At 74.0% G+C, this 14,477-nt stretch carries 15 protein-coding genes; 5 read left to right on the top strand and 10 right to left on the bottom strand.

Annotation, left to right across the window (positions count from 1 at the left end):
* Nucleotides 1–84 precede the first annotated feature (84 nt).
* Nucleotides 85–1,626 (top strand): M23 family metallopeptidase, encoded by a 1,542-nt coding sequence (locus tag ACWGPE_RS06450; protein WP_452048371.1) that lies wholly within the window; start codon nucleotides 85–87, stop codon nucleotides 1,624–1,626.
* A gap of 188 nt (nucleotides 1,627–1,814) precedes the next feature.
* On the opposite strand, the gene ACWGPE_RS06445 is transcribed toward ACWGPE_RS06450, so the two are convergent.
* From ACWGPE_RS06445 to ACWGPE_RS06425, 5 genes are read right to left on the bottom strand one after another with little or no spacing between them, the layout of a single operon-like run.
* Nucleotides 1,815–3,080, bottom strand: coding sequence for an ABC transporter permease (locus tag ACWGPE_RS06445; RefSeq protein ID WP_231429759.1), 1,266 nt, complete (start codon nucleotides 3,078–3,080; stop codon nucleotides 1,815–1,817).
* A complete protein-coding gene (locus tag ACWGPE_RS06440; RefSeq protein WP_231429758.1) occupies nucleotides 3,077–3,736 on the bottom strand; it encodes an ABC transporter ATP-binding protein in 660 nt (219 codons plus the stop codon). The genes ACWGPE_RS06445 and ACWGPE_RS06440 overlap by 4 nt, the downstream gene beginning before the upstream one ends.
* Nucleotides 3,733–4,794, bottom strand: a complete 1,062-nt coding sequence (locus ACWGPE_RS06435; RefSeq protein WP_275505244.1) for a peptidoglycan-binding protein — start codon at nucleotides 4,792–4,794, stop codon at nucleotides 3,733–3,735. Before ACWGPE_RS06435 ends, ACWGPE_RS06440 begins: the two co-directional genes overlap by 4 nt.
* Nucleotides 4,791–5,381, bottom strand: coding sequence for a hypothetical protein (locus ACWGPE_RS06430; RefSeq protein WP_231429756.1), 591 nt, complete (start codon nucleotides 5,379–5,381; stop codon nucleotides 4,791–4,793). Before ACWGPE_RS06430 ends, ACWGPE_RS06435 begins: the two co-directional genes overlap by 4 nt.
* A 24-nt stretch (nucleotides 5,382–5,405) precedes the next feature.
* A complete protein-coding gene (locus ACWGPE_RS06425) occupies nucleotides 5,406–5,942 on the bottom strand; it encodes a hypothetical protein (protein WP_231429755.1) in 537 nt (178 codons plus the stop codon).
* A gap of 128 nt (nucleotides 5,943–6,070) precedes the next feature.
* On the opposite strand from ACWGPE_RS06425, the gene ACWGPE_RS06420 reads away from it, so the two are divergent.
* The 4 genes from ACWGPE_RS06420 (at nucleotide 6,071) to hutI (ending at nucleotide 11,099) form a co-directional block, all read left to right on the top strand.
* Nucleotides 6,071–6,727, top strand: a complete 657-nt coding sequence (locus tag ACWGPE_RS06420; RefSeq protein ID WP_231429754.1) for a response regulator transcription factor — start codon at nucleotides 6,071–6,073, stop codon at nucleotides 6,725–6,727.
* Nucleotides 6,724–7,947, top strand: coding sequence for a sensor histidine kinase (locus tag ACWGPE_RS06415; RefSeq protein WP_231429753.1), 1,224 nt, complete (start codon nucleotides 6,724–6,726; stop codon nucleotides 7,945–7,947). The genes ACWGPE_RS06420 and ACWGPE_RS06415 overlap by 4 nt, the downstream gene beginning before the upstream one ends.
* A 70-nt stretch (nucleotides 7,948–8,017) precedes the next feature.
* Nucleotides 8,018–9,745 (top strand): urocanate hydratase, encoded by a 1,728-nt coding sequence (locus tag ACWGPE_RS06410; protein ID WP_452048370.1) that lies wholly within the window; start codon nucleotides 8,018–8,020, stop codon nucleotides 9,743–9,745.
* 130 nt (nucleotides 9,746–9,875) lie between these two features.
* Nucleotides 9,876–11,099, top strand: coding sequence for an imidazolonepropionase (gene hutI / locus ACWGPE_RS06405; protein WP_231429751.1), 1,224 nt, complete (start codon nucleotides 9,876–9,878; stop codon nucleotides 11,097–11,099).
* 80 nt (nucleotides 11,100–11,179) lie between these two features.
* Here the strand turns inward: hutI and ACWGPE_RS06400 are convergent, their stop codons facing one another.
* The 5 genes from ACWGPE_RS06400 to ACWGPE_RS06380 form a co-directional block, all read right to left on the bottom strand.
* Nucleotides 11,180–11,674 carry a SixA phosphatase family protein gene (locus tag ACWGPE_RS06400; RefSeq protein WP_231429750.1) on the bottom strand — a complete coding sequence of 165 codons (495 nt, stop codon included), beginning with the start codon at nucleotides 11,672–11,674 and terminating at the stop codon, nucleotides 11,180–11,182.
* Nucleotides 11,671–11,943: a DUF6510 family protein gene (locus ACWGPE_RS06395; RefSeq protein WP_231429749.1), complete on the bottom strand. Its 273-nt coding sequence runs from the start codon at nucleotides 11,941–11,943 to the stop codon at nucleotides 11,671–11,673. The genes ACWGPE_RS06400 and ACWGPE_RS06395 overlap by 4 nt, the downstream gene beginning before the upstream one ends.
* Nucleotides 11,943–12,710 (bottom strand): ferredoxin reductase, encoded by a 768-nt coding sequence (locus ACWGPE_RS06390; protein ID WP_376930626.1) that lies wholly within the window; start codon nucleotides 12,708–12,710, stop codon nucleotides 11,943–11,945. Before ACWGPE_RS06390 ends, ACWGPE_RS06395 begins: the two co-directional genes overlap by 1 nt.
* On the bottom strand, nucleotides 12,707–13,297 hold the full coding sequence (locus ACWGPE_RS06385) for a sulfite oxidase-like oxidoreductase (protein WP_452048369.1): 591 nt from the start codon (nucleotides 13,295–13,297) through the stop codon (nucleotides 12,707–12,709). The genes ACWGPE_RS06390 and ACWGPE_RS06385 overlap by 4 nt, the downstream gene beginning before the upstream one ends.
* 110 nt (nucleotides 13,298–13,407) lie before the next feature.
* On the bottom strand, nucleotides 13,408–14,340 hold the full coding sequence (locus ACWGPE_RS06380; RefSeq protein WP_231429746.1) for an arginase family protein: 933 nt from the start codon (nucleotides 14,338–14,340) through the stop codon (nucleotides 13,408–13,410).
* Between the last annotated feature and the right edge of the window lie 137 nt (nucleotides 14,341–14,477).

Below are 14,477 nucleotides of genomic sequence, written 5' to 3'. Positions count from 1 at the left end.
GACCCGCTTCGCGCGCGACGTACGCGCCCCAGCGGTACTGCGATCGCGGCCGCCGCGGTGGCGGTGCTGATCGGGGTCGGGGGCATGACCCCGGCGATCGCCGAAGAGGCGGCTCCGGTCGAGGCGACCAGCACGACCACCGACGCGACGGGCACCGACGCCACGGGCACCGACGCGACCGGTACCGCCGACGCGACGAGCACGGTCGAGGCGACGACCGACACGACCGCGGCGGAGGGCGACCCGGCGAGCGATCCCGCGCCGGCCGATGGCGGCACGACCGAGACCGGCGACGGCACGAGCGGGGGCGACACCGGGGCGACCGACGGCGAGGGAACGCCGACGGACGACCCGACCACCACGCCCACTCCCACGCCGACGCCGACCCCCGAGCCGACGCCCACCCCGACGCCGACTCCCACGCCCACCCCGACGCCCACTCCGACGCCGACTCCCACTCCGACGCCGACTCCCACTCCGACGCCGACGCCGACTCCCACTCCCACTCCGACGCCGACGCCCACTCCGACCGACACGCCGACGCCGACCGGCACGCCGACGCCGACGACTCCCACGACCGGCGCCCCGACGACGTCGCCGCGCGCGCCCGTCGTGCTCATCGGCGACGGACCGTTCGCCCGCATCTCGAGCGGGGTCGACTCGAGCGTCGGTCCGATGCTGCAGGCACGGGCGAAGCTCGACCGGGCGGTCGCCGCGCTCCGCGACGCAGAGGCCGACCTCGCCGCGGTCCGCTCCACGCGCGAGGTCGCGCGCGGCATCGCCGAGCACATGCAGTCGCTCGCCGAGCAGGCGCGCGAGAAGGCCGACGCCGCGGCGGCCGTATACGTCGCGGCGTCGAAGGGCGGCAACGCCTCGCTGAACTCCATGGAGGCCGCGTTCGGCTCGGGGCACGACCTGCTCGCCGGGCTCGGCGGCGTCGCCCGCGTCAGCGAGATCGCCGGCGACACCGAACAGCTGCTCGAGATCACCGCGAAGCGCGACGCCGAAGCCGATGCCGCGCAGGAACGCGCCGACGAGGCCTGGGCCGACGTCGAGGCGATCGACGTCGAGGCGGCCGAGCGCAAGGTCGAGCGGGCGCAAGACGCCGTCACCGCTGCGCGAGCCGCGCTCTCCGGCCTGAAGACGCGCGTCGCGTCGTCGAGCGTCGCGTTCATCGAGACGCTGCCGACGGACTCGGGCCAGCTGAGCGACCAGGGCTGGTCGCTGCCGGTCACGGGCAACCTCACCGACGGGTTCGGCCCCCGCCCCGACAAGCCGTTGGCGGGCGTCAACGACTTCCACCGCGGCACCGACCTCGCGACGGGCTGCCGCAACCCCGTCTACGCGGCGACGAGCGGCACGGTCGTCGAGGCCCGCGCGAACGGCACGTACGGCAACTGGGTGCTCATCGACCACGGGTCGGGCATCTCGACCGGGTACGCGCACCTCATCGACGGCGGCATCCTCGTGACCCCCGGCCAGAAGGTCGAAGCAGGCGAGCTCATCGGTGCCGTCGGCTCGACCGGCGCATCGACCGGTTGCCACCTGCACTTCGAGGTGCGCATCGACGGCAGCGCGGTCGACGCGATCCCGTTCATGGCCGCACGCGGCATCGAACTCGGCTGATCCTCGGGCTTCGGTCGTCGAGGCCGGCCACGCAGGCTCGCCGACGGCGTCGACCGGCGACAGCGCCGCGCGTCCGAGAGCCGCACGACCGGGCCCGCGGCATCCCGCACCACCGAACAGCCCCCGGGCCGACCAGGCCCGGGGGCTGTTCCCATCCCGCACGCCGGCCCCCGCCGACGGCGAGGCCTTCACGCCGTCGCGAGCGCCTCCGTCGGCGAGAGCCGGGACGCCCGGATGGCCGGGTAGAGCCCCGCGACCACGCCGACGACGACGGTCGCGAGCAACCCGCCGACCGAGGCCCAGATCGGCACGAGCGTCGGCCAGCCCTGCAGCAGCGAGTACACGGTCGTCGCGACGACGCCGACGATCACCCCGGCCGCCCCGCCGACGAGCGCGAGCAGCAGCGACTCGGTGAGGAACTGCGCGCGGATGTGCCCGCGCGTCGCACCGAGCGATCGGCGCAGGCCGATCTCACCACGGCGTTCGAGCACCGAGATCACCATCGTGTTCGCGACGCCGACGCCGCCGACGAGCAGGGCCACCGCCCCGAGCCCGACGAGCAGCCCCGTGAACGCCTGGTCGGCCGCCGCCCGCGCCACGAGCGCATCGGAGGGGCGCGAGACCTGCACCTCGTTGGGACTCGTCGGGTTCGCGGTCGCGGCGAGCACGTCGCGCACGGCGTCGACGGCGTCCTCGTCGGTGCGCACCGTGACGGCCGTCGGGTGCCCGTCGAAGTCGAGCAGCGCCTCGGCGACCGGCCAGCCGATGAGCGCCGCGGTGTCGAGCTCGGTCGCGAGCGGCACGGGCGCGAGGATTCCCGCGACCGTGAACCACTCGCCGCCGATGAGCACCCGCACGTCGGCGCCGGCCCGGTCGATGCCGAGCAGCTCGGCGGCGGCCGACCCGAGCACGACGACCGGATGGCGCTCGGTCGCGGCGTTGAGCCAGTCGCCGTCGGCCAGTTCGGCGCCGACGGTCTCGGGCATGTCGAGGTCGACGGCGTAGGTGGCGATGCCGCCCGACTCGTTCGGGTCGATGAACTCGTTGCGGTACACCTTCGCCTCGACGGTTCCGAGCGCCGAGACGTCGGTCACCGGTCCGATGCGCTCGATCATCGCGGGCGCCTCGTCGGGCAGCGTGGCGGCCTCGCCGAAGAGGTCGTTGCCCGGCGCCACGGCCAGGAGGTTGGTGCCGAGCCGGTCGAGCTGCCGCTCGAGCTCGGCGCGGCTCGAGCTCGAGATGCCGACGACCGCGATCATCGCGGCGATGCCGATCGCGATGCCGAGGGCCGACAGCACGACCCGCAGGGGCCGTGCCCGCAGCCCCGCGCCGCCGACGCGGAGCACGTCGCCCGCGCGCAGGCGCGCGGGTGCGGGCAGCTCCGCGGGTGACCGCGGTTCCGCAGGTGCGGGCGGCACCTTCCGGCCGGATGCCTCGGGCGCACGCCGGCTCACGGCTGCACCTCCCCGTCGCGCAGGGCGATGCGTCGCCGCGCCCGGGCCGCGATGTCGTGGTCGTGCGTGATCACGACGACGGTCGTGCCCTCGCGGTTGAGTCCCTCGAGCAGGCCCATCACCTCGCCGCCGGAGGCCGAGTCGAGATTGCCCGTCGGCTCGTCGGCGAGCACGATGCCAGGGCGCCCCGCGATCGCACGGGCGACCGCCACGCGCTGGCGCTCACCGCCCGACAGCTCGTGCGGACGATGGCGCAGCCGGTGCCCGAGGCCGACGCGTTCGAGCGCCTCCCCCGCCAGCTCACGCCGCTTCGCGGTGCCGACGCCCTGGTAGAGCAGGCCCTCGGCGACGTTGTCGATCGCGGGCACGCCGGCCGCCAGGTGGAACTGCTGGAAGACGAACCCGATGCGGTGCGCCCGCAGGCCCGACAGCTGCCGGTCGGTGAGTTGCGCGGTGTCGTGGCCGTCGACCCGCACGACGCCCTCGGTCGGGCGGTCGAGCGTGCCGATGAGTTGCAGCAGGGTCGACTTGCCCGACCCCGAGGGCCCGACGATCGCCGTGAACTCGCCCGCGTCGATCGAGAGGCTCGCGCCACGGAGCGCGGTGACGCCGTCGTACGACTTGCCGACGGCCTGAAGCTCGACGATCGCGCTCACGACGCCACCACCACCGTGTCGCCCTCGGCGATGCCGGCGCCGGCGACCTCGACCCGCCCGTCGGCGAACAGCCCCGTCTCGACGCCGACGAGCTCGGTGCCGTCGCCGCGCACGACCTCGACGGCGTAGCCGCCCTCGGCGAGCGCGAGCAGCGCCGTCACGGGCACGCTGAGCACGCCCTCGCGGGTCTCGGCGGTGAAGGCCACCTCGGCGGTAGACCCGCCGGCCGCACCGACGGCGGCCGGGTCGTCGGGGGTCGCGGTGACCCGGAGCACGGTCGTGTCGCCGTTGCCCATGGGCGGGTCCTCACCGGGGATCACGACGGTCTCGACCGAGGTGACCGTGGCGGGGAACGTCGTTCCGTCGGGCAGCGCGACCTCGACGACCGCGCCGACGACTGCGTACGCGGCATCCGTCTCGTCGAGGTCGACCTGCACGACGCGGTCGGTGCTCGCGGTCGTGAGCACCTCGCCTGCGGCCGCGTCGCCGACGGCGGCCGCGACCGAGGTCACCTGCACCGATCCGCCCGCGTAGTGGATGCGCGACGGCTCGACCGTGCCGGTCTCGTCGACGCCGAGCGCCTCCTGCCAGTCCTCGACCGCGTCGGCGGTGGCCCACGTGTAGTCGTCGTCGACGTCGAAGCCCGTGTAGCCGAGCGCGGCGAGGTTCTCCTCGAACTGGCGCACGTCGGCGCCCGAGGTTCCCGGCGCGAGCACCCGGTAGGCGGGCATCGCCCCGACGAGCAGCACGACGGGTGCGTCGTCGACCCGGTAGAGCTGACCGCCGCGCTCGACGACGGCGCCGGCCGCGGGCAGCCACGTGAGGGTGCCGCCGTCGGCGCGCAGCACGGTCTCGCCCGCGTTCGCGAGCTCGCCCGATTCCGTCGTCGTCGCGATGAGGTCGCCCCGCGTGACCTCGCCCGTCTCGGGGGCGGCCGGCGCGGGCGTCGCGGCGGCCGGGGCGAACCCGAACCCGCTCGCGGCCGCCGCGGTCACTCCCACGCCCGCCACGGCGAGCAGGCCGAGCCCGATCCAGCCGAGTCGTGCCCGCGTGCTCACGACTCGCCGCCTTCGCTCGTCGCCGGCCCGCCGTCTTCGCCCTTGGGCTTCGGCATCGACTCGCCGCACTTCTCCTGGGCTTCGCGGAACTCGTCGCTCTCGGGGTCGAAACCCATGTCCGAGTCGATCCGGAGGCCGCCGTCGGCGCTCGGGTCGGGGAATCCCTCGATGCCCTCGTCGCGCATGCACTCGGAGAACTCGCGCATCTGGGCGAGCTGCTCGGCGTTCGGCTTCGGCATCTCGCCGCCGTTCGGCATGAACTCCTTGCAGGCCTCCATCGCCGCGTCGACCTCGTCGGGATCGGATCCCTCGGGGATCGCGATCGCGAACCCGCCGTCCTCGGTGTCGGGGTCGGGCATGTCGATGCCGTGCTCGCGCATGCACTCGGCGAACGCCACCTGGTCGCCGTCGCCCCCGCCGCCGCCGTCACCGTCGTCGCCGCCCGGTGGCGACGACTGCTGCGCCTGCGGGTCGCCGTCGAGCGAGGCGACCCCCGACGCCGCGGGTGTGCAGCCGGCCAGTGCCAGCGCGGCCGCGAGGGCGATGACGACCGAGAGGGATGCCTCCCGCCGATGTGTGCGGAACATGTCGAGTCCTTTCGTGTGGGCGTGTCAGCGGTCGCTGTGCACGCAGGCCGCCTGGGCGGCGAGGTAGTCGGGGGCGGTCGGATCGATCGGGCTCCCGGGCGGGATGTCGATGACGCCGTCGGGACGCGGATCTGGGTAGTCGTCGACCCCGTGCTCGCGCATGCACTCGGCGAGCTCCCGCAGCCGTGCGAGCTGCTCGGGGTCGTGCTCGGGCGGGGCGCCGGCGCCCGGCATGAAGCGGGCGCAGGCGGCGAGCGCCTCGTCGACCTCCTCGATGGGCACGCCCTCGGGGTACCGGTACGTGAACGAATGTCCGTCCTGCGTCGGCATCGGGATCGGCACCCCCTGCTCGGCCATGCACTCGCTGAGGCCGCGGGGGTCGCCGTCGAGATCGAGCGCCGGTTCGGTCGTCGACGCGAGGCCGGCGATGCCCGGGGCATCCGGGTCGTCGAGCGACGCGACCGACGGCGGCGCGTCGGCCGTGCACCCGGCGAGCAGGAGTGCCGCGGTGACGACGAGCACGCCGAGCATCGGGGTCGCGAGCCGGCTGGGGCGAGGCATCCGAGGTCCTTCCGTCGAGCGGGGCCGCCGCGGCCCCGGGTCTGCCCAGCACACCCCAGCCGCCGTTTCCCGGTCGTGACCGTGCGCGCTAACGCCCCGGTAACGCGCCGACCGGCGACAATGGGCAGATGCGCATCCTGGTCGCGGAGGACGAGCCGCTGCTCGCCGGTGCCGTCGCCGAGTGGCTGCGGAACGCGGCGCACGCGGTCGACGTGGTCGGCGACGGCGGCAGCGCGCTCGAACGGGTCGACGTCAACGACTACGACCTCGTCGTGCTCGACCGCGACCTGCCCGTCGTGCACGGCGACGACGTGTGCCGCCACATCGCCGCCGCCGAGATGCCGACGCGCGTGCTCATGCTCACCGCGGCCGGCACGGTCGACGACCGGGTGGCGGGCCTCGCGATGGGCGCCGACGACTACCTGCCGAAGCCGTTCGCGTTCGCCGAGCTCGGCGCGCGCGTCGAGGCGCTCGGCCGGCGTTCTCGGCCCGCCGCGCCGCCCGTGCTCGAGCGCGCCGGCGTGCGGGTCGACACCCACCACCGCGAGGTCGTGTGCCACGGCCGGTACGTGCCGCTGTCGAAGAAGGAGTTCGCGGTGCTCGTCGAGCTGCTGCGCGCCGACGGCGCATACGTGTCCGCCGAGCAGCTGCTCGAGAAGGCGTGGGACGAGAACATCGACCCGTTCACGGGCGTCGTGCGCATCACCATCCTGAAGCTGCGCCGCAAGCTCGGCGATGCCTCGATCATCGAGACCGAGGCCGGCGTGGGGTATCGCATCCGATGAGACGGTTCCGGCTCACCCTGCGCGCCCGGCTGACGGTCGTCTACGGCCTGCTGTTCCTCGTCGCGGGCCTCGTGATGCTCGTGCTCACCTGGGCGCTCGTGCAGCAACGGCTCATCGGCGACGCGTCGATCGTGAGCAGTTCCTACTGCTGCACCGCACCGGGCGAGGAGGCGCCCTCGTTCGACCCGGCCGCGCCGACGCCGCCCGCCGGCGCCGAGCAGAACTACCTGTACACGGTGAAGATCGTGGGCGCGGCGCGCGACGAGGCGCTCGGCGCCCTCATCACCCAGGGCGCGATCGCGGTCGTCGTGGTCGGCGCGATCGCGGCATGGATGGGCTGGCTCGTCGCCGGGCGCATGCTGCGCCCGCTCTCGACGATCACCGAGACCGCGCGCCGCATCGCCGACGCGCCCGACGCCGACCGCCGCATGCACGAGCGCATCAACCTCACGGGTCCGCGCGACGAGGTCACCGAGCTCGCCGAGACGTTCGACGGCATGCTCGCGCGCCTCGACACCGCGTTCGACGCGCAGCGGCGGTTCATCGCGAACGCCTCGCACGAGCTGCGCACGCCGCTGACCCTCAATCGGGCCCTCATCGAGGTCGCCGCCGAGCGGCCCGACGCCTCGCCCGACCTGAAGCTCCTCGGCGAGACCCTGCTCGAGGTGAACGCGCGGCACGAACGGCTCATCGACGGGCTGCTGCTGCTCGCCCGCTCCGAGCGCGAGCTCGGCGAACGGCGGTTCGTCGATCTCGCCGACGTCGCCGAGCACGTGGTCGACGAGGTGCGGGCTCGCACGACGGGCGACCCCGCCGCCCCGCCGATCGAGCTCATCGCCGACGAGGCCCCGACGGCGGGCGACCCGGTGCTGCTCGAGCAGCTCGTGCGCAACCTCGTCGACAACGCGGTGCGGCACAACCTCGCCGCCGACGGGTGGGTGCGGGTGACGACGCGCACGGATGCCTCGGGCAGGGCCCTGCTCGAGGTGACGAACACCGGCCGGCCGATCGCCCCGTACGAGCTCGACCGCCTGGTCGAGCCCTTCCGCCGGCTCGACGGCGAGCGCACGGGCAACGGCTCGGGCGCCGGGCTCGGCCTCTCGATCGTGCGGGCGATCGTCGAGGCCCACGACGGCGAACTCGCCCTCGTGACCCGGCCGGGCGGCGGGCTCGTCGTGACCGTGCGCCTTCCCGGCGAGTCGTACGCCACCACGGGCTAGTTCTGGGATCCCAGACGCCCGCCCCGCGGCATCCGTTGTCGCAGTGCCGCACGTGCGCGACCATCGAATCATGACCGACGCAACGACCACCACGCGCACCGTCCGCGCGCCTCGCGGCACCGAGCTCTCCGCGAAGAGCTGGCAGACCGAGGCGCCGCTGCGCATGCTCATGAACAACCTCGACCCCGAGGTCGCCGAACACCCCGAGGACCTCGTCGTCTACGGCGGCACGGGCAAGGCCGCCCGCAACTGGGAGGCGTTCGACGCCATCACGAAGACGCTCGAGCGCCTCGAGGCCGACGAGACCCTGCTCGTGCAGTCGGGCAAGCCCGTCGGCGTCTTCCGCACCAACGTGTGGGCCCCCCGCGTGCTCATCGCGAACTCGAACCTCGTCGGCGACTGGGCGACGTGGCCCGAGTTCCGCCGCCTCGAGGCCGAGGGCCTCACGATGTACGGCCAGATGACCGCCGGCTCGTGGATCTACATCGGCTCGCAGGGCATCCTGCAGGGCACCTACGAGACCTTCGCGGCCGTGGGCGAGAAGCTCAAGCGCGAGGGGCGCGGCAGCGCGCTCGGCGGTGCGGCGGCTCGCGACGGCGAGGGTCCCCTCGCCGGCACGCTGACCCTCACCGGCGGCTGCGGCGGCATGGGCGGTGCCCAGCCCCTCGCCGTCACCCTCAACGACGGCGCCTGCCTCATCGTCGACGGCGACGAGACGCGCCTGCGCCGACGCGCCGGCAAGCGCTACCTCGACGAGGTCGAGACCGACCTCGACACCGCGATCGCCAAGGTGCTGAAGGCCAAGGAGGAGCGCCGCGGCTGGTCGGTCGGCTACGTCGGCAACGCCGCCGAGGTCTTCCCCGAGATCCTGCGCCGCCACCGCGCGGGCGAGCTGACCGTCGACGTCGTCACCGACCAGACGAGCGCGCACGACCCGCTCGCCTACCTGCCCGAGGGCATCTCGGTCGCCGACTGGAAGCAGGCCGCGCAGGACGACCCCGAGGGCTTCACCCGCAAGGCGCAGACGTCGATGGCGCACCACGTGCAGGCCATGGTCGAGTTCCAGGACGCCGGCGCCGAGGTCTTCGACTACGGCAACTCGATCCGCGACGAGGCGCGCAAGGGCGGCTACGACCGCGCGTTCGAGTTCCCGGGCTTCGTGCCGGCGTACATCCGTCCCCTGTTCTGCGAGGGCCTCGGGCCGTTCCGCTGGGTCGCGCTCTCGGGCGACCCCGAGGACATCCGCGTCACCGACGAGGCGATCAAGGAGCTGTTCCCCGAGAACGCGCACCTGCACAAGTGGCTCGACGCCGCCGCCGAGCGCGTGGAGTTCGAGGGCCTGCCCGCCCGCATCTGCTGGCTCGGCTACGGCGAGCGCCACAAGGCCGGCCTGCTCTTCAACCGGCTCGTCGCCGAGGGCAAGGTGAAGGCGCCGATCGTGATCGGCCGCGACCACCTCGACTCGGGCTCGGTCGCCTCGCCGTACCGCGAGACCGAGGCCATGAAGGACGGCTCCGACGCGATCGCCGACTGGCCCCTCCTCAACGCCCTCACCGCCGCGTCGTCGGGCGCGACCTGGGTGTCGATCCACCACGGCGGCGGCGTCGGCATCGGCCGCTCGATCCACGCGGGCCAGGTCTCCGTCGCCGACGGCACCGAGCTCGCCGCGGCGAAGCTCACGGCGCTGCTCACGAACGACCCCGGCATGGGCGTGATCCGTCACGTCGACGCCGGCTACGAGCGGGCGATCGAGGTCGCGCGCGAGCGCGGCGTCGACGTGCCGATGCTCGAGGGCTGAGCGGCTCCTCCTCCGCTCCCCTCCTCCGTCGAGTGGGCGATCCCAGCGCATCGCACCGCGATCGCGCCGCCGAGATCGCCCGCTCGATTGAGAGACTCGAACTCAGCACGACGATCGAAAGGCGACCAGGATGCCTCGGGCCACGCTCATCACGAACATCGGCGAGCTCGTCACCAATGACGAGCAGCCCGGCCGCGAGGGCGGCCCCCTCGGCATCGTGCGCGACGCCGCAGTGCTCGTCGAGCACGGCGAAGTGACCTGGGTCGGCGCCGCCGCCGATGCATCCGCCCACACGCCCGAGTCGGGCGTCGAGCTCGTCGACGCGGGCGGGCGCGCCGTCATCCCAGGCTTCGTCGACAGCCACACGCACCTCGTGTTCGGCGGCGACCGCGCCGAGGAGTTCGCCGCCCGCATGGCCGGGCGCCGTTACGAGGCGGGCGGCATCAGGTCGACCGTCGCCGCCACCCGCGCCGCGACCGACGACGAGCTGCGCGCCCGGCTCACGGGCTTCGTCGCCGAGCTGCACGCGCAGGGCACGACGACGTTCGAGGTGAAGTCGGGCTACGGGCTCAGCGTCGCCGACGAGGAGCGCCTCGTACGCCTCGCCCGCGAGGTCACCTCAGAGGTCACCTTCCTCGGTGCGCACGTCGTGCCGTTCGAGTTCCGCGAGGACCCGCGCTTCGACGGCGACCCCGTCGCGGCGGGCGATGCCTACGTCGACGTCGTCATCGGCGAGATGCTCGACGCGTGCGCGCCGCACTCGCGCTGGATCGACGCCTTCTGCGAGCGGGGCGCGTTCTCGCCCGAACAGTCGCGCCGGGTGCTCGAGGCCGGACGCGACGCCGGGCTCGGCATCCGCGTGCACGGCAACCAGCTCGGCGAGGGCGGCGGCGTCCGCCTCGCGGTCGAGCTCGGCGCCGCCTCGGTCGACCACTGCACCTTCCTGAGCGACGAGGATGTCGCGGCGCTTGCCTCGTCCGACACCGTCGCGACGCTCCTGCCGGGCGTCGAGTTCTCGACCCGGCAGCCGTACCCCGATGCGCGCAGGCTCATCGAGGCCGGGGTGACGGTGGCGCTCGCGAGCGACTGCAACCCGGGGTCGTGCTTCACGAGCTCGATGCCGTTCTGCATCGCGGTCGCAGTGCGTGACATGAACATGACCCCTGCCGAGGCGCTCTGGGCCTCGACGGCCGCCGGTGCGAAGGCGTTGCGCCGTTCCGACGTCGGCGCGCTCCGCCCAGGCATGCGCGCCGACCTCGTCGAGCTCGACGCCCCCAGCTACCTGCACCTCGCATACCGCCCCGGCGTGCCCATCGTGCGCCGTGTCTGGGCCGCCGGCGCACCGATCGCCTGAGCCGCGCCGGCGGGCCCGGCGCGTCGGCGCGAGTCATCCCGGCCGTCGACCGCTCGCCGGATCGCGCGGGCACCCCGATGTCAGCGGAGCTGGCCCTTGGGCGTGTCGACCGCTGCCAGGTCGCCCGTGCCCTCGATGAGCTCGGCCCATGAGTCGACGTCGACCAGGCACTCGACGACCGCGCACGTCGGCAGCTCGACCCACTCGCCGGTGAGCTCGCCGACGGCGTCGCTCATGCCCGGATTGTGTCCGACGAGCATCGCCGTGCCGATGGCGTCGTCGAGCCCCGAGGCGATGTTCAGGATGCGGGACGCCGTCGCCCCGTAGAGCCGGTCGTCCTCGACGACGTGGTCGTCGCCGATGCCGAGGGTCCGTGCGAGGAGCCGAGCGGTGCTGCGAGCGCGCACGGCGGTGCTCGTCACGATGCGGTCGGGGTTCACGCCCCGCTCGGCGAGGCGGTGCCCCATCGCCGGGGCGTCGCGCAGGCCGCGTTCGTTGAGCGGACGGTCGTGGTCCTCGAGCAACGGGTCTCCCCAGTCCGACTTGGCATGTCGCACGAGGTAGAGCGTCTTCATGCGTCGTCCCTTCCTGCCGTGGTGATCTCGATCGCGCCGGTGCCGGTGAAGTTGACGAAGCGGCGGCCGTCGCCCTCGACGAGGCTGAGCAGCACGGCGCCGCAGCCTCGGCAGCGGGCGACGCTGCCCGCGCCGCTGCGGTAGACGAGGGCGGTCGCGAGCTCGGCGACGGCCCCGCAGCCGTTGCAGCGCGCCCGCGCCGTCGTCGGGTCGAACGCGAACACCTCGGCGAGCGGGCCCGCGAGCAGATTGCCGTCGAAGTGCTGCATCAGGTTCCTCCGTAACGCTCGGTGCGGATGGCCGCCTGGTCGTGGCCGAGCTCGATCAGCCACGCGGCGACGCGCTCGACGAACCCGGTCGACCCGCACACGTAGACGATCGGCGCGGCATCGGCCCCGATCACCGCGGCCGCCAGGCGCTCGCGCGTGATCCGGCCGACGGGGCCGCCCGAGCCGTCGGGGGCGCTCCGCGTGTAGACGAACTCGACCTCGAGCGGCGCCGGCCCGCGCCGCGCCGCCTCGAGCTCGGCGGCGAAGAAGACGTCGTCGGGCGTGCGCACCGAGTAGAGCAGGCGGAACGGCGTGGCATCGCCCGCGTCGGCATGCGCGCGGGCGATGGCGACGAGCGGGACGACGCCCGAACCGCCCGCGATGAGCTGCACGGGTCGCCCGACCGCGCCGGAGGCCGGGGGCCGCCAGACGAAGAACGCACCGAGCGGGCCGTGCACCTCGAGCCGGTCGCCGGCGCGCAGTTCGTCGACGAGGAACGGAGAGACCTCGCCGTCGGGCAGCCGATCCACCGCGAGCACCACCCGCTCGCCGTCGCCCGACGAGGCGATCGAGTACGAGCGGGTCGCGGTGTACCCGTCGGGGGCGGTGAGGCGCACGTCGAGGTGCTGGCCGGCGAGGTTGCCCGGCCAGCCCACGACGTCGAGCGAGATGCGCGCGGCCGTGGGCGTCTCGCGCCGCGTCTCGGCGACCTCGGCGACGTGCCACGCGGTGCGGGGCGCCGCCTGGAGCTGCTGCACCTCGCTCACCAGTAGCGCTCCTCCTTCCACGGGTCGCCGTGGAGGTGGTAGCCGTTCTGCTCCCAGAATCCGGGGTCGTCGGTGGGCATGAGCTCGAGCCCGCGCACCCATTTCGCGCTCTTCCAGAAGTACAGGTGCGGCACGAGCAGCCGGGCCGGGCCGCCGTGCTCGGGGTCCAACGGCTCGCCGTCGAACTCGAAGGCCACCCAGGCCTTGCCGCCGAGCAGCTCCTCGAGGGGCACGTTCGTCGTGTAGCCGCCGTAGCTGTGCGCCATCACGTAGTCGTACTCGGTCTCGACCTCGGCGAACAGGGTGTCGAGCGAGACACCGCGCCAGCTCGTGCCGAGCTTCGACCAGTGCGTGACGCAATGGATGTCGGTCGTGACATCCTCGATCTCGAGCTGCATGAACTCGTCCCAGCTCCACCGCCGGCCGCCGTGTTCGGTGCGGATCGTGAACTCCCAGTCGGCGGTGTCGACCTCGGGGGTCGGCCCGGCCGACAGCACCGGGAAGTCGTGCACGAGCGTCTGCCCCGGCGGCAGCCGATCGTCGCGCTCTCGGCTGCGGCCGGTGAAGCCCCGGGTGATGAACGACATCGCGACTCCCTTCGAGGGAACCGCCGCCCGCGCGGCGGTCGAGTACAGGCTCAGCCTGTCACTCCTCGGCGCGACGCGCTACGGCCGGATGTCGGGCGACGCCGGCCCGCTCAGCGCGAGGCCACGCCGGCGAGGAACTCGAGCACGCAGAGCGCCGTGAGCCGCACCGTGCGGCCGTCGGGTGCGTCGGCGCTCGCGTCGACCTCGGCGAGGTCGGCGCTGACGACGCGGGCATCGCCGCCCGCGGCGCGCACGAGGGCGCGCAGCTCCCACGCGGCGAGTCCGCCGGGCATCGACGCGGGGCATCCGGGCACGACCGAGCGGTCGCAGGCGTCGACGTCGATGTCGAGGTGCACCGGGCCGCCCGCGGCGCCGGCGATCTCGAGCGCCTCGGCCATGACATCGGCGGGCCGGCGGCCGTGCAGTTCGTCGCGGTGGACGACGGTGATGCCGAGCTCGGCGGCGCGGCGTGCGTACACGGCGGAGTTCGCGAAGTCGGCGATGCCGATCTGCACGATGCGTCGCGGATCGAGGCCCGCCTCGACGAGGCGGCGCACGGGCGACCCGTTCGAGACGCCGTCGCGCAGGTCGTAGTGCGCATCGATCGTGATGAGGCCGGCGGTGTCGAGCCGGTCGCCGTAGGCGCCGAGCGCGGTCGCGACCGTCACCGAGTTGTCGCCGCCGAGCGCCATGACGGTCTCGGCGCGCTCGAGCAGTTCGGCGACCCGGGCGCGCGTGCGCGTCTCCCCCTCGGGGCCGTCGGGCTCGACGATGTCGCCGGCGTCGACGACGGCCTGCTCACCGAGGTCGACGGCGTCGCGGCCCTCCTGCCGGCTCGGCACGAGCGCCGGGCTGTATCGGCGCAGCGCCTGGCGAACGGCGGCGGGGGTCGTGTGCGCGTCGGTCGGCGAGAGCGAGGTGCGCCACGCCGGCACGCCGAGCAGGGCGAGGCGAGCGGATGCCTCGGGCGCGAGCGACTCGGGCGCGGGCCAGTCTCCCGCGCGGGGCCAGAGGGGATCGTTCGAGAGTGCGACGTCGGCCATGCCCCCACGCTACGAGTCGGCCGCGTCCGCGCCCAGCCCTCGCGCGGTCACGCCGTCTGTCATCCCAGACGGCCCGGCCGCAGGGCGGGAGGCCCGACCCGTCGGGAAGACGCACACGCCGGCGGGGCGATGCGCCC

It is taken from the genome of Agromyces sp. NPDC055658, assembly GCF_053618155.1.
The sequence above is the reverse complement of the archived record's forward strand: the minus strand, read 5'-3'. Positions and strand labels throughout refer to the sequence as shown.

Coding starts and splice junctions, on each gene's coding strand:
- ACWGPE_RS06410 (WP_452048370.1), top strand. CDS start 8,018: ATGACCGACGCAACGACCACCACGCGCACCGTCCGCGCGCCTCGCGGC.
- ACWGPE_RS06430 (WP_231429756.1), bottom strand. CDS start 5,381: ATGTTCCGCACACATCGGCGGGAGGCATCCCTCTCGGTCGTCATCGCC.
- ACWGPE_RS06380 (WP_231429746.1), bottom strand. CDS start 14,340: ATGGCCGACGTCGCACTCTCGAACGATCCCCTCTGGCCCCGCGCGGGA.
- ACWGPE_RS06450 (WP_452048371.1), top strand. CDS start 85: ATGACCCCGGCGATCGCCGAAGAGGCGGCTCCGGTCGAGGCGACCAGC.
- ACWGPE_RS06415 (WP_231429753.1), top strand. CDS start 6,724: ATGAGACGGTTCCGGCTCACCCTGCGCGCCCGGCTGACGGTCGTCTAC.
- ACWGPE_RS06420 (WP_231429754.1), top strand. CDS start 6,071: ATGCGCATCCTGGTCGCGGAGGACGAGCCGCTGCTCGCCGGTGCCGTC.
- hutI (WP_231429751.1), top strand. CDS start 9,876: ATGCCTCGGGCCACGCTCATCACGAACATCGGCGAGCTCGTCACCAAT.
- ACWGPE_RS06395 (WP_231429749.1), bottom strand. CDS start 11,943: ATGCAGCACTTCGACGGCAATCTGCTCGCGGGCCCGCTCGCCGAGGTG.
- ACWGPE_RS06425 (WP_231429755.1), bottom strand. CDS start 5,942: ATGCCTCGCCCCAGCCGGCTCGCGACCCCGATGCTCGGCGTGCTCGTC.
- ACWGPE_RS06385 (WP_452048369.1), bottom strand. CDS start 13,297: ATGTCGTTCATCACCCGGGGCTTCACCGGCCGCAGCCGAGAGCGCGAC.
- ACWGPE_RS06400 (WP_231429750.1), bottom strand. CDS start 11,674: ATGAAGACGCTCTACCTCGTGCGACATGCCAAGTCGGACTGGGGAGAC.